Here is a 13367-nt window from a genome sequence, read left to right on the forward strand (position 1 = left end):
ATTTATTGGCCGTCTTTACAAAACTCCGGAATTATTCCACCGCCATGAGCTTGCGGTATTCATCCCAGGCATACAAATCCGTCATGCCGCTGATATAGTCCTGGATAAGACGGCAGCGATAATAATATTCCATCACCGGCCATTGGGGAGAGTTGCGTTCCAGCTTACCAATCGCTTCGACATACGCCAGACGATGCCGGGTAGAAAGTTTCTGATAAAGCCGCGATTCGATGGGTATTCTGCGCACGCGCTCGTGTTCCACCAGTTCGCTGAATTCATCGACCGACAGCTGAAGCAACGGGGAATAAATTTCCAGTAACCCACTGATTACCCGATAGCCCTGCAGCTCTAGCTGCTCGACATCCGGATGGCTGAATACATGCCGCATCGCCACATGTTTATAAAGCTCAAGGAGTTGACTGAAACTACTGTCATCTTCCAGCAGCGCGTGGTTGAATTCCCCGCTGAAAATGAGCGGCAAATTATCAATAAAACGCGACGCCGCATACGGCACCAGCTTATTTAATGTATTGACCCGCAAATACATAAAGAACTGGTCTTCCGTACTGCGGCTTAATGTATTTGAGCGCGATTTTTCCCAGGCATTTTCGACCACCTGCGCAAACAGCGAACCTTTTTCATGGGTACCCCAGGACGCATAAAGATGTTGATAAAGCTCCTCGACGCTGAAGATTCTTTTCTCCACGGCATCTTCCAGATCGGCCACGCAATAGGAAATATCATCGGCGGCTTCCATAATCCACGTCAATGGAAAGCGGCCGTTTGGCGTCAATGAAAGTTCTTTACGTAACCGTTCAATATAGGCCTCTTCGGAAAGGTAATAGCCCGGTTTTTTCATTAAATAGCTGTGGGACGCGGGCGTATCCCCCATCCACCACGCGGGACGCGTATATTTCAGAATGCAGCCGACCTGTGCCCAGGTCAGGTTCATGCGCATCAGGGAATGAACCAGCCGGATCCCCTGCGCGTTGCCCTCGAAGTGACACAAATCCTGGCGCACTTTGCGGCGCAGATCGTTCAGCCCCTCTTCACCTTCACGCAGGCGTAAATCGCGTACGATGCAGCGGTCATCGCTGAGGGGCTGGCTTACCGCATCCGAAGGATAAAGCCGCTGCTTAAACCAGTCATTGATAGCCGCCTCACCAAAGTGGCCGAAAGGCGGGTTGCCGATGTCATGCATCAGGCAGGCCATCTCAACGATGCTCTCGAAGGGCCCCGTCAGCTCGTCCAGACCATAGGTTTCCAGTAAACGCTGCTCTTTGAGACGGCTCAAAATCTCTTTGGCAATGTAGCGCCCGACCTGCTGCACTTCCATCGAGTGGGTTAAGCGCGTGCGCACCGCGGCGTTACGCTCCAGCGGGAACACCTGAGTTTTTTGCTGCAGACGGCGGATGGCAGGCGAGTTAACGATCCGCCCGCGATCGCTCTCGAATATACGCAGGATCTCATGTTCGCTCTTGTCGCCCTGCGGCGAACGGAAACGTCGGTGCCAGTTTATTTTGGTGCGAAAATCGATTGGTGACATGTGCTCCCCCGCGTGAGAATGCGTTTCCCCTTAACCGCATGATAGACTATGCATCTTAACAAGGCACATCGCGAGTAAATCTATGAAAATCGGCATTATTGGTGCAATGGAAGAAGAAGTTACGCTGCTGCGTGACAAAATTGAGAACCGTCAGACCCTCTCTCTGGGAGGTTGTGAGATCTATACCGGCCAGCTGAACGGTGTTGACGTGGCTCTGCTGAAATCAGGCATCGGTAAAGTGGCTGCTGCGCTGGGTGCAACCCTGCTGCTTGAGCGCTGCAAGCCGGACGTGATCGTGAATACCGGCTCTGCGGGTGGCCTGGCGCCAACGCTGAAAGTGGGCGATATCGTTGTTTCCGACGAAGCGCGTTACCACGATGCCGACGTCACCGCGTTCGGTTACGAGTACGGCCAACTCCCGGGCTGCCCTGCTGGTTTTAAAGCTGACGACAAACTGATTGCTGCGGCAGAGACCTGCATCGCAGAACTCAACCTCAACGCGGTACGCGGTCTGATTGTCAGCGGTGATGCCTTCATCAACGGCTCCGTTGGGCTGGCGAAAATCCGTCATAACTTCCCTCAGGCGGTTGCCGTTGAGATGGAAGCGACCGCGATCGCTCACGTTTGCCATAACTTCAGCGTACCGTTCGTGGTGGTTCGCGCCATCTCTGACGTGGCAGACCAGCAGTCCCACATCAGCTTCGACGAGTTCCTGACCGTTGCGGCAAAACAGTCCACCGTGATGGTGGAGCGCCTGGTGCAGAATCTGGCACGTGGCTAAACATACCGTCAGGGCGCTGGCCGCCCTGCTTCTTCTCGCACCGCTGTGGCTCTATGCGTTACCGCGCGTGATTACTCTCTCTCCCGCAAATACGGAACTGGCGTTTGCCGCCGGGATCACGCCCGTTGGCGTGAGTAGCTTTTCGGATTACCCACCGCAAGCCGCGGGTATTGAACAGGTGGCAACCTGGCAGGGGATGAACCTTGAGCGCATCGTGGCGCTTAAACCGGATCTCGTGCTGGCCTGGCGCGGCGGCAACGCCGAGCGGCAGGTCAACCAGCTCACCTCGCTTGGCATAAAGGTCATGTGGATTGATGCCGTCAGCATTGAGCAGGTCGCTCAGGCGCTACGCGCCCTGGCACCCTACAGCCCTACGCCCAAAAAAGCCGAGGCTGCGGCGAAACAGATGCTGAGCGACTATGCCGCGCTGAAATCCCAATACGATACCCCTGTTAAAAAGCGCATCTTCCTGCAGTTTGGCAGCCAGCCGCTGTTCACCACCGGAAAAGGGTCGATTCAGAACCAGGTGCTGGAAGTCTGCGGCGGTGAAAACATCTTTGCTGCCAGCCGGGTACCGTGGCCTCAGGTGAGCCGCGAACAGGTGCTGGCGCGCCAGCCGCAGGCCATCGTCGTGGTCGGAAATGCGAGCGAGATTCCTAAAATTGAACAATTCTGGCAAAAGCAGCTAAAAATTCCGGTGATCCCGCTCAACAGCGACTGGTTTGAACGCGCCAGCCCGCGTATTATCCTCGCCGCAAAACAGCTCTGTGCCGCGCTGGCAGAGAGTCACTAACATAAGACCCTTTTCGAGGATTTAACGATGCTCGTTTATTGGCTGGATATTCTTGGCACAGCCGTTTTTGCTATCTCCGGCGTTCTGCTCGCCGGAAAACTACGCATGGATCCGTTTGGCGTGCTGGTGCTGGGCGTCGTGACCGCCGTCGGCGGCGGGACTATCCGCGATATGGCGCTGGCAAATGGCCCGGTGTTTTGGGTGAAAGATCCTACCGATCTGGTGGTCGCGATGGTCACCTGCCTGTTAACCATTGTGCTGGTTCGCCAGCCCCGCCGCTTACCCAAGTGGATATTGCCGGTACTGGATGCCGTGGGTCTGGCCGTGTTTGTCGGTATTGGCGTCAACAAGGCGTTTAATGCCGGTACCGGTCCGATGGTGGCAATCTGCATGGGCGTATTAACCGGCGTGGGCGGTGGGATCATACGCGACATTCTGGCGCGTGAAGTGCCGATGATCCTGCGTACTGAAATTTACGCAACGGCCTGCATTGTGGGCGGGATTGTTCACGCTACCGCGTACTATACCTTCGCCCTCCCGCTGGAAAATGCCGCGATGCTGGGGATGGTCGTGACGCTGGTGATACGCTTAGCGGCGATACGCTGGCACCTGAAGCTGCCGACGTTTGCGCTGGATGATAATGGCAGGTAAAAGCAAAACGGTAACCGCAAGGTTACCGTTTTTAGTCTTTTCTCCCTCTCCCTGTGAGAGAGGGACGGAGTAACGGCATCAGCCCGCACTCTCTTAGATGCTGAACGAAGATCCACATCCGCAGGTGCTTGTCGCATTCGGGTTCGTGACCACAAAGCGCGAACCTTCCAGACCCTCGGTGTAATCCACCGAACCACCCACCAGATATTGCAGGCTCATCGGGTCAACCACCAGCGCGACGCCCTGTTTCTCGATCGTCATATCGCCATCGTTAACCTGATCGTCAAAGGTAAAACCATACTGGAAGCCGCTGCAGCCGCCACCGGTAATATAAACGCGCAGTTTCAGATCCGGATTGTCTTCGTCGGCAATCAGGACTTTCACTTTGTTGGCTGCTGCTTCGGTAAATTCGAGCGGTACAGCTACTACGTCATCACTCATCTTATGCTCCCATGAATACTGCTATTGGGTAAAATTCACCCAATTCTTTGTCTCATTATCTAATACCCTGGTAATTCATTCAAGTATTCTGCGTGGCGGCCCGCTCAGCCTCTTGTTTCGCCAGGGTACGCGCGAGGATGGTGGAGTATAGCGGTTTTCCACCCAGGAACTGGGCTAATAGTGTCGCGCCGAGACAGGTGATGATCATTGGCAAAATGAGCTGGTAATTGTCCGTCATTTCCAGCACCAGCACGATCCCGGTCAAGGGCGCACGCAGGGACGCGGCCAGCAGCGCCCCCATTCCGGCCACCGCAAAGGTCCCGGCTTCAAGGTGATAGGCGGGAAAGCCCACTTCAGCCGCCATACCAAACGCGGTCCCGAGCAGCGTACCCAGCGCCAGCATCGGGGCAAAAATCCCCCCGGGCGCGCCGGAAGAGAAGCACAGTACCGTCGTGATAACCCGTGAGATAAACATAAACAGCAGCAGACCCACGCTGAAATTCCCCGCCGCCGCAATGGGAATCAGCCCGAACCCGCCGCCTGCGGCATTCGGCTCGATAAACCCGAGTACGCCACACATTCCGCCCAGCAAACCGCCCATCAGCACCCATTTCGTGGTGTTCCCGCCGTGAATGCGCTGGAACATATCCTGAGCGCGCAGGATAAAGGTGTTAAACAGCGGCCCCACCACGCCAAAAATCATGCCGAGGATCAGGTAAAGCCACAGGGTATTGACCGGCGCGTTGGTCAGTTTACCCACCTCAATGACCGCGCCCTCGCCATTAAAGATGCGAAACACGATGCTCGACATAATGACGCCGGTGAATACCGCTTTAATTGAGATCAGGTTGTAGCGGAACTGCGCGCGCATCTCTTCAATAATGAACAAAATGCCCGCCAGCGGCGCGTTAAACGCGGCGGAAAGTCCCGCCGCCGCGCCGGTTGCCAGCAGCGTATGGCGCGCCTCGGCGCTTCGCATCCGAAACAGATCGCCCACCATGCGGCCCACGTTCCCCCCCAGCTGTACCGTGGGTCCTTCCCGTCCAAGCACCATTCCCGCGCCCAGAGTCCCCATGCCGCCGATAAACTTAACCGGAATCACCCGCCACCAGCGCACCGGACGCAGCTCCTCCAGCGCTCCTTCAATTTCCGGGATGCCCGATCCCCCCGCTTCCGGCGCGAATTTTCGCACCAGAAAATACCCCACCATGGCAAACAGCGCGGACAGCCCGAATGCCCACACCCAGACCAGCCATTCGCTGTCGGCGAAACCGGCCACGGTGCCCACTCGCCAGTTGAGTACGGCATTAACCGCTTTTTCAAACGCCACGCCAACCAGGCCCGCGAGAGTACCCACCACGGCAGCGGCCAGCAGGATCGCCAGCGGCGTTTTATCGCGATTGAGCAGCCGCCGAATGCTGATTCGGTGCTGGACGCGCGTAAACTGTTGTTCTTCAAAAGACGGAGAATCTGATTTCATGTCCTGTTCTTATTTGTCACACAAAAAGCCGCGAGGATTTTACCAGAGACGGCCCCACCGTCTCCTGAAAATTACTTAACAAATCTTAAAGCATTGCCCGGCTAAAAATTTCATAACCTTCCCCGAATCACATAGAATAGTGGGCTTAACCATTTTATTCGAACCAGGAACGACGCCATGAGCAAGTCTGAAAACCTCTACAGTGCAGCCCGCGAGCTTATTCCGGGTGGCGTGAACTCACCTGTGCGCGCCTTCACCGGCGTGGGCGGTACGCCGCTGTTTATCGAACGTGCTGACGGCGCGTATCTGTATGATGTCGATGGCAAAGCCTATATCGATTATGTGGGTTCCTGGGGGCCGATGGTGCTGGGGCACAACCACCCGGCCATTCGTAACGCGGTAATTGAAGCCGCCCAGCGCGGCCTGAGCTTCGGTGCGCCAACCGAAATGGAAGTGAAAATGGCGGAACTGGTGACCGAGCTGGTGCCGACCATGGACATGGTGCGTATGGTGAACTCCGGTACCGAAGCGACCATGAGCGCCATCCGCCTGGCGCGCGGTTTTACCGGTCGCGATAAAATCATCAAGTTCGAAGGCTGCTACCACGGTCATGCGGACTGCCTGCTGGTGAAAGCCGGTTCCGGCGCGCTGACGCTCGGCCAGCCGAATTCGCCTGGCGTACCGGCAGATTTCGCGAAGCACACCCTGACCTGCACCTACAACGATCTTGCTACCGTTCGCGCGGCGTTCGAGCAGTATCCGCAGGAGATCGCCTGCATCATCGTTGAGCCGGTTGCCGGCAATATGAACTGTATCCCACCGCAGCCTGACTTCCTGCCGGGCCTGCGCACCCTGTGCGACGAGTTCGGCGCGCTGCTGATCATCGATGAAGTCATGACCGGCTTCCGCGTGGCGCTGGCGGGTGCCCAGTCTTACTACGACGTCGTGCCGGACCTGACCTGCCTCGGCAAAATCATCGGCGGCGGCATGCCGGTCGGCGCATTCGGTGGACGCAAAGACGTGATGGAAGCCCTGGCGCCAACCGGCCCGGTTTACCAGGCGGGCACGCTTTCCGGTAACCCTATCGCCATGGCGGCGGGCTTTGCCTGCCTGACCGAAGTGGCTCAGCCGGGTATTCACGAAACCCTGACCGACCTGACCTCGCAGCTGGCAAACGGTCTGCTGGAAGCGGCAGAAGAAGCGGGTATTCCGCTGGTGGTAAACCACGTGGGCGGCATGTTCGGGATTTTCTTCACCGATGCGAAAACCGTGACCTGCTATCAGGACGTGGTGAAGTGCGACGTTGAACGCTTCAAGCGCTTCTTCCACCTGATGCTGGAAGAAGGCGTGTACCTGGCGCCGTCCGCGTTCGAAGCGGGCTTTATGTCCGTGGCGCACAGCGAAGATGATATCAACAACACCATCGACGCGGCGCGCAAGGTGTTTGCGAAGCTCTAAGGGCATTGCCGGGTGGCGCTAAAGCTTACCCGGCCTACGATGTTCTCCCTCTCCCCGTGGGAGAGGGTCGGGGTGAGGGCAACAGGCCGCACCTGACTACCGACTCTGCTTTCTCAACAGATAAATAAAGTACGGCGCACCGATAAAGGTCGACAGCAGACCCGCCGGGATCTGATACGGGAACAGCACCATTCTTCCGCACCAGTCCGCAAACACCAGCATCACCCCGCCCGTCAGGGCCGACATGACGATATGCGGCATCGTCCGGCGGAATCCCATCATTCTGGCAATGTGCGGCGCCATTAATCCGACAAAACTCAGCGGTCCAATCGTCAGGGTTGCCACAGCCGTCAGGCACGCCGCCAGCAGCAGCAGGGCCACGCGCGCTGGCGTCAGCGCCATTCCCACCGCGCGCGCGGTTTCGCCGCCGAGCGGCAGAATGGTCATCCAGCGGCGGCACAGCGGCACCATCGCCAGCAGCACGAGCATCACGATCCCGGACCAGACCACCTGGCTGCCGGTGGCGTTGTACGTCGAGCCGGAAATCCAGGTCAGGATCTTCGCCATACGCGGATCGCCGCTGGCCTGCAGCATCATCAGCAGCATGGTAAATGCGGTGCTGAGCGCCATCCCGGCCAGCAGCATGCGGTGCGGTGAAAACCCGCCGCGGCCGGCGGCTATCAGGATAATCATCAGCGTGATTGCCGCGCCGATACTGCCGGCAGGCATCAGCCAGCCAAACGCATTCCCCGGCACAAAGAACAGCATCAACACCACGCCAAAGGCGGCGCCAGAGCTGATCCCGAGCACTTCAGGGCTTGCCATCGGGTTGCCGGTCAGACGCTGAATAATGCACCCCGCCACCGCCAGCATCACCCCTGCGATCAGCGCGGAGAAGATACGCGGCCAGCGCCACTGCACCAGTTCATTGAGTAAATCACCCGTTGCCCAGTGCCAGCCCATGGCATCGCGTCCGAATGAGAGCGCCGCGAACGAGGCGATAATCAGCACCGCCAGACCGGCAAGGCTAAACCACAGCACCGACTGACGTTCAGCGTAGACTTTATCGCCCGCGTCCATCGCCGGTGCGCTCATGCTGCGCAGGCGCGGCAGCAGCCACAGCAGCAGCGGCGCCCCGATAAGCGCGGTCACAGAGCCGGTGGACACTTCCCTCCAGACCTGCGCCAGCCAGAGAATAAGCTGATCGGAAAGCCAGAGGATCAGCGCCCCAATCAGCGGCGCCAGCATCAGACGCGCCAGCAGGCGACGCGCCCCGAGCATTTTCGCCAGCAGCGGCGCAAACAGGCCGATAAATCCGATGATGCCGACCGCGTTGACCAGCAGGGCACTCAATACAATCGCCAGCGTCAGCGCCGCCAGACGAGCCAGCGACAGCGCCAGCCCCAGGTTACGCGCCACGCCATCATCCAGCCCCATGAGCGTCAGAGGGCGCAGGAGCAGCAGCGTCAGCACGACGCCGCCAGCCAGCTGCGGCCAGAGGTGCTCTACAACGCTCCAGTCGGTCTGGGTGAGCGTGCCGGTACTCCACAGGAACATGCTTTGCAGCCGATCGTGATGGAACAGCACCAGCAGCTGGTTAATCGCCCCGCAGTACAGGCTCACCACCAGCCCGGCCAGAATAAGCGTCACAGGAGAAAGGCGCTTGCCCCAGGCCACGCCAAAGACCAGCGCGCCCACCACGCACGCCCCCGCGAGTGCCGCAAACTGCGAGGTTAACGCTCCCGGCAGCGCCCACAGCGTGGTGATGGTGATCCCAAGCTGCGCGCCGGTCGCGACGCCGAGCGTGGTTGGCTCTGCCAGCGGGTTACGTAAAACCTGCTGGAACAGCACGCCCACCAGCCCTAAGCCGGCCCCGACCAAAAGGGAGATCGCCAGACGCGGCAGCAGGCTGTAGTGGAACAGCATCTGCTGAATATTGTCGATACCCGGCGAGGCCAGAGCGGCCCCCCACTGCGCGCGCGGTAAGGCCGCGGAGAGATTGAAGCCGGTTAATACCAGCGCAACCAGAAAAAGCAGGGATAACAGCAGCGCCGGGAAGCGGGCGATACGCGTACTCATGCTTTACCTCCCAGGGCGTTATCCAGCACGCGGGCAAAATGCATGGCCGACAGCGTCGCGCCGTAGAACCAGACTGCCGGGGCGCGCTGGAAGCGCTTCTCGCGTACAAACGGCATCGCCTGCCAGAGCGGGGTCGCCATCAGGGTTTGCATGTCGCGTTCATTACCGTGGTCGAAACAGAGCACGTCCACATCGCGAAACGCCGCCAGGCGGTCGATACCCACGGCGGTACTGCCCCAGAAGGTCATCTCCCCTTCCCAGGCGTTGCGAATGCCGAAGCTGTCCAGCACCTCCTGGAACAGACAGTTTTTACCGAAGACCAGCATATGGCGGGCATCCAGCAGCGTCACCATGAGCAGCGGACGATCGCCCCGGTGAGCAAAGCGCGGCTTCAGGGAGTCTATCAGGGCATCAAATTCGTCGAGATGCTTTTTGGCCTCCGCTTCGCGGTTGAGGAAATGCGCCATCTCGTTAATCGAGTTTTTCGCCACGGCCAGCGGTTTTTTACCGTCGCTGAAAGCAAATCCACGTCCCGGCGCAATGCGCGCCATGGTCTCCTCTGACGGGCCGTAGCCCGCGGACCAGAACAGGAACGAGGGTTTCATCTGGGTGAGCAGCTCGAGGTTTGGCTCCGTACGCAGGCCGACGTCGATCACCGAGTCCGGCAGCTTTGGCTCGTTCACCCAGAGGTTATAGTTAGGAATGTCCGCCACGCCATAGGGCGTGACGCCGAGCGCCATCATCAGTTCGACCGGCAGCCACTCCAGAGCCACAATACGGTGCGGATCGACGGCGGCGGCACGCGCCGTATTCATTTTTAACAGCAGCGGCGAGAGCGCCATCGCCGTCAGCAGGCGACGGCGGCTAATGCGTGTGTTATTCAGCATCAGTAGACAAAGCTCACCGGTGCAGCCCCGGCCGGGTGAGGCAGAATACCCATCGGAATACCGTAAATATGTTCCAGCGTTTCGCTGCGCATCAGCTCTGCCGGTGTCCCCTGGGCAATCATCTCGCCCCCGCGCAGCGCGACGAGGTAGTCACAATAGCGCGCGGCCATGTTGATATCGTGCAGAACCGCGATGACCGTCAGGCCACGCTGCTGGCTCAGGCGATGCACCAGCGCCAGGACGTCGACCTGATGGGCGATATCCAGCGCAGAGGTCGGTTCATCCAGCAGCAGACAGCGGCTGTCCTGCGCCACCAGCATCGCGATCCACGCGCGCTGACGTTCGCCGCCGGACAGGCTATCCACCAGACGGTGCGCCAGCGGTTTTAGCCCGACCAGCGCAATCGCCTCTTCCACCTTCTCTCTGTCGGCGACGCCGAAGCGCCCAAGCGCACCGTGCCACGGATAACGCCCAATCGCCACCAGCTCGCGCACCGTCATCCCTTCCGCCTGCGGCAGCTGCTGCGGCAGATAGGCCACTTTGCGGGCAAAGGCTTTACTGCTCCAGCTCTCCAGCGGTTGGTCATCCAGCAGAATATCGCCTTCTGAAGGCGGCTGATGGCGCCCCAGCATTTTGAGCAGCGTGGATTTACCGGAACCGTTGTGACCAATCAGGCCCGTCACTTTACCGGCAGGGAACGTCAGAGAGAGCGGATGCAGCAGCGTGCGCCCGGGTACGCGAAAGGAGAGATGATTGAGCGTAAAGGTGGTGTCGGGTTGCGTTTGAATATCCTGCATATCAGCCAACTTAAATAAAAAGGGCACGGCGAACCGTGCCCGAAGAGAGATTAGAAGCGGAAGGTCGCGGTGGCAACAACCTGACGTTCAGCACCCCAGAAGCAGCCGTAGGTATTGAAGCAGCTGGCAACGTACTCACGATCGAACAGGTTGTTCACGTGCAGCGCCACGTTTGAGCCCGCCATGCCAACGCGTGCCAGATCGTATCTGACCAGCGCATCGACAACGGTATAGCTGCCCACCTTGAAGGAGTTCGCCGGATCGCCATAGCTTGAGCCCGTGTAACGCACGCCGGTACCCAGCGTCAGACCAGACAGCGCACCGTCAAACAGGGTGTAATCGCCCCACAACGATGCCATGTGTTTTGGCACCTGAGCAGGCGTGTTGCCTTTGTAGGTGGTGTCCGTGGTGTATTCCGCATCGGTATAGGTATAAGAACCCACCAGGTTGACGCTTGCAGACAGGGCCGCTTTCGCTTCCAGTTCTACGCCACGCGCGCGGATTTCACCGCCCTGAACCGAGAAGAAGGAGCCCGCCGGGTCCGCCATCAGGTTGTTGGTTTTGGTCAGCTGGTACAACGCACCGGTGACGACGATCGGACGATCGTTCGGCACGTATTTCACGCCCGCTTCGTACTGTTTGCCTTTAGACGGCGAGAACAGCTTGCCCTGGGCATCGGTCTGCGAAGCCGGTTCAAACGATTCGCTGTAGCTAAAGTACGGAGTTACGCCGTTATCAAACAGATAGTTAACGCCACCGCGCCAGGTGAACTGGGTATCATCACGTTTGGAGGTGGTGTTCGTCACGCGGTTGTAGGATTCCTGATCGGCCCAGTCATAACGGCCGCCCAGGGTTACCAGCACTTTATCCCACTGCGCCTGATCCTGAACGTACAGCCCCGTCTGTTTCTGACGGTTGAGGATCTGATATGGGCCGGAGGTCGCGGGATCTTTTGAGCCGAAATCAAAATCGCTGTTCACCGGGTTGTAGAGATCCAGCAGCGGAACAGAGTCGTCGTAACCGAACCAGGAGTTGATGTCATTCCGCATGCGCATAAAGTCAACGCCGGTCAGCAGGACGTGGTCCACCTCGCCGGTTGAGAATTTGCTCTGCAGCTGGGTATCAACGGTAAAGTTCTGCAGCTTTTCGTTATCGACAACGTATTTACGCGCCAGATAATGGCCTTTGTCCGATGGCGCTAACGCGGCACACTGTTTGTTGCCGCTGTTTGCCGGATCGGTACAGACGCCATAACCATATACGCTGTTTTGCGAGGTTTTGTTCTCGGCAAAGCGCAGGTTCTGACGCACGGTAAAGGTATCGTTGAACTCGTGGTCGAAGCTGTATCCCACCATTTTCTGGTTACGGGAATAGGTATTGTTCTTCGCGCCTTCGTTGAAGTTCGTCGGCAGACGATCGCCGTTCGGCAGCGGCTCAACCGTTCCCTCTTTTGGCAACCAGCCGTAGTAGCCCGTTTCAGGCTCGTTCTGGAAGTAGGAGAGGAACGTGAAGGTGGTTTTATCATCCGGACGCCAGGAGAACGATGGCGCGATGGCGTAACGCTGCTCTTCCGCACGCTCCTGCTGAGCGTTATTAGAACGCGCAACGCCCGTTAAGCGATAAGAGTAAACGCCGTCGTCGTCGATCGCATCGCTAAAGTCGAACCCGGTCTGGAACAGGCTATCCGTGCCGACTTTGAACTGGATCTCTTTCAGCGGCTCGGTTGTTGGGCGCTTACTGACCATGTTCAGCAAACCGCCCGGGCTGCTTTTGCCGTACAGAACGGAAACCGGACCGCGCATGATTTCGGCGCGCTCCAGCATGTAAGGATCAATTACCGCGTCGTTATAGAAGTTCCCCTGCATTTTCATGCCGTCGAGGTAGTTATTCTGCGTCTGGCCATCGGCCGCGAAGCCGCGGATGATCAAATAGTCATAGGTGTTAGACGCGCCGCGCGTGCCTACCGCAACGCCCGGCGTGTAGCTCAGGGCTTCTTTCACCGAGCGCGGCTGATGCAGCGCCATCTCTTCGGCCGTGACCACAGAAATAGACTGTGGAACCTTTTGAATAGGGGTATCCGTTTTGGTTCCGGTCGCGGATTGCCGTGCGGCGATGGTCGCAGCAGGCCCCCAGGCACTTTCCTGTGCCGCAGGTGCTGCGGTAACCGTAATGGTTTCTTCTTTTTTCGGGGTTTCGGCCGCGTGAGCATAAGCAGACATGCCGGCAACCGCTGTGGCGACGACGACCGCGAGCTTACGCAGCGACGTGTTCATTGGCTGAGCAGTATTGGAAAGCGCCATGTTGAATCTCTGATGTGAAAGTGAATGATAACGTAAACGAGAATTATTATTATGAGCGCCAGAATAATATGCGAAACGCTGGTTGCATAGCAAGCAGTAAGCGGCCCTATGAGAATTAAGGGTTTAAGAAATCATCAAGAGAAAACGAAGGGTT

11 protein-coding genes are annotated in these 13367 nt (G+C 58.2%); 4 read left to right on the top strand and 7 right to left on the bottom strand.

The genetic code is table 11. From position 1 onward, the window contains the following. Nucleotides 1-31: 31 nt before the first annotated feature. Complete coding sequence (gene dgt, locus HCH49_RS12455) at nucleotides 32-1546, bottom strand: dGTPase (RefSeq protein ID WP_033144669.1); 1515 nt, start codon at nucleotides 1544-1546, stop codon at nucleotides 32-34. An 82-nt stretch (nucleotides 1547-1628) separates the two neighbouring features. Between dgt and mtnN the strand changes: the two genes are divergently transcribed. From mtnN to HCH49_RS12470, 3 genes are read left to right on the top strand one after another with little or no spacing between them, the layout of a single operon-like run. Further along, entirely contained in the window at nucleotides 1629-2327 is a 699-nt protein-coding gene (gene mtnN / locus HCH49_RS12460; protein WP_014882620.1) for a 5'-methylthioadenosine/S-adenosylhomocysteine nucleosidase, read from the top strand. Next, the gene (gene btuF, locus HCH49_RS12465) at nucleotides 2320-3120 is read left to right on the top strand and encodes a vitamin B12 ABC transporter substrate-binding protein BtuF (protein ID WP_182383057.1); all 801 of its coding nucleotides are present in this window, start codon (nucleotides 2320-2322) and stop codon (nucleotides 3118-3120) included. Before mtnN ends, btuF begins: the two co-directional genes overlap by 8 nt. 27 nt (nucleotides 3121-3147) lie before the next feature. Beyond that, nucleotides 3148-3771: a TRIC cation channel family protein gene (locus HCH49_RS12470; RefSeq protein ID WP_023310447.1), complete on the top strand. Its 624-nt coding sequence runs from the start codon at nucleotides 3148-3150 to the stop codon at nucleotides 3769-3771. Nucleotides 3772-3864: 93 nt separating this feature from the next. Here the strand turns inward: HCH49_RS12470 and erpA are convergent, their stop codons facing one another. Further along, the gene (erpA, locus tag HCH49_RS12475; protein ID WP_023310446.1) at nucleotides 3865-4212 is read right to left on the bottom strand and encodes an iron-sulfur cluster insertion protein ErpA; all 348 of its coding nucleotides are present in this window, start codon (nucleotides 4210-4212) and stop codon (nucleotides 3865-3867) included. A gap of 79 nt (nucleotides 4213-4291) precedes the next feature. Next, nucleotides 4292-5692 (bottom strand): H(+)/Cl(-) exchange transporter ClcA, encoded by a 1401-nt coding sequence (gene clcA / locus HCH49_RS12480; protein WP_033144667.1) that lies wholly within the window; start codon nucleotides 5690-5692, stop codon nucleotides 4292-4294. Nucleotides 5693-5869: 177 nt separating this feature from the next. Between clcA and hemL the strand changes: the two genes are divergently transcribed. Beyond that, complete coding sequence (gene hemL, locus HCH49_RS12485) at nucleotides 5870-7150, top strand: glutamate-1-semialdehyde 2,1-aminomutase (protein ID WP_221702754.1); 1281 nt, start codon at nucleotides 5870-5872, stop codon at nucleotides 7148-7150. A 96-nt stretch (nucleotides 7151-7246) separates the two neighbouring features. On the opposite strand, the gene fhuB is transcribed toward hemL, so the two are convergent. Genes fhuB through fhuA form a run of 4 tightly spaced genes read right to left on the bottom strand, consistent with a single transcriptional unit; the run spans nucleotide 7247 to nucleotide 13213 of the window. After that, nucleotides 7247-9229: a Fe(3+)-hydroxamate ABC transporter permease FhuB gene (gene fhuB, locus HCH49_RS12490; RefSeq protein WP_167819002.1), complete on the bottom strand. Its 1983-nt coding sequence runs from the start codon at nucleotides 9227-9229 to the stop codon at nucleotides 7247-7249. After that, on the bottom strand, nucleotides 9226-10116 hold the full coding sequence (fhuD, locus tag HCH49_RS12495; protein ID WP_033144664.1) for a Fe(3+)-hydroxamate ABC transporter substrate-binding protein FhuD: 891 nt from the start codon (nucleotides 10114-10116) through the stop codon (nucleotides 9226-9228). Before fhuD ends, fhuB begins: the two co-directional genes overlap by 4 nt. After that, entirely contained in the window at nucleotides 10116-10913 is a 798-nt protein-coding gene (gene fhuC, locus HCH49_RS12500; RefSeq protein WP_033144663.1) for a Fe3+-hydroxamate ABC transporter ATP-binding protein FhuC, read from the bottom strand. Before fhuC ends, fhuD begins: the two co-directional genes overlap by 1 nt. Before the next feature lie 50 nt (nucleotides 10914-10963). Continuing rightward, nucleotides 10964-13213, bottom strand: a complete 2250-nt coding sequence (gene fhuA / locus HCH49_RS12505; protein WP_033144662.1) for a ferrichrome porin FhuA — start codon at nucleotides 13211-13213, stop codon at nucleotides 10964-10966. Nucleotides 13214-13367: the final 154 nt, after the last annotated feature.

It is taken from the genome of Enterobacter sp. Y17 (genome assembly GCF_019730495.1).
Taxonomy (GTDB): Bacteria; Pseudomonadota; Gammaproteobacteria; order Enterobacterales; family Enterobacteriaceae; genus Enterobacter; species Enterobacter asburiae_B.

Coding starts and splice junctions, on each gene's coding strand:
- dgt (WP_033144669.1), bottom strand. CDS start 1,546: ATGTCACCAATCGATTTTCGCACCAAAATAAACTGGCACCGACGTTTC.
- mtnN (WP_014882620.1), top strand. CDS start 1,629: ATGAAAATCGGCATTATTGGTGCAATGGAAGAAGAAGTTACGCTGCTG.
- HCH49_RS12470 (WP_023310447.1), top strand. CDS start 3,148: ATGCTCGTTTATTGGCTGGATATTCTTGGCACAGCCGTTTTTGCTATC.
- erpA (WP_023310446.1), bottom strand. CDS start 4,212: ATGAGTGATGACGTAGTAGCTGTACCGCTCGAATTTACCGAAGCAGCA.
- clcA (WP_033144667.1), bottom strand. CDS start 5,692: ATGAAATCAGATTCTCCGTCTTTTGAAGAACAACAGTTTACGCGCGTC.
- hemL (WP_221702754.1), top strand. CDS start 5,870: ATGAGCAAGTCTGAAAACCTCTACAGTGCAGCCCGCGAGCTTATTCCG.
- fhuB (WP_167819002.1), bottom strand. CDS start 9,229: ATGAGTACGCGTATCGCCCGCTTCCCGGCGCTGCTGTTATCCCTGCTT.
- fhuD (WP_033144664.1), bottom strand. CDS start 10,116: ATGCTGAATAACACACGCATTAGCCGCCGTCGCCTGCTGACGGCGATG.
- fhuC (WP_033144663.1), bottom strand. CDS start 10,913: ATGCAGGATATTCAAACGCAACCCGACACCACCTTTACGCTCAATCAT.
- fhuA (WP_033144662.1), bottom strand. CDS start 13,213: ATGGCGCTTTCCAATACTGCTCAGCCAATGAACACGTCGCTGCGTAAG.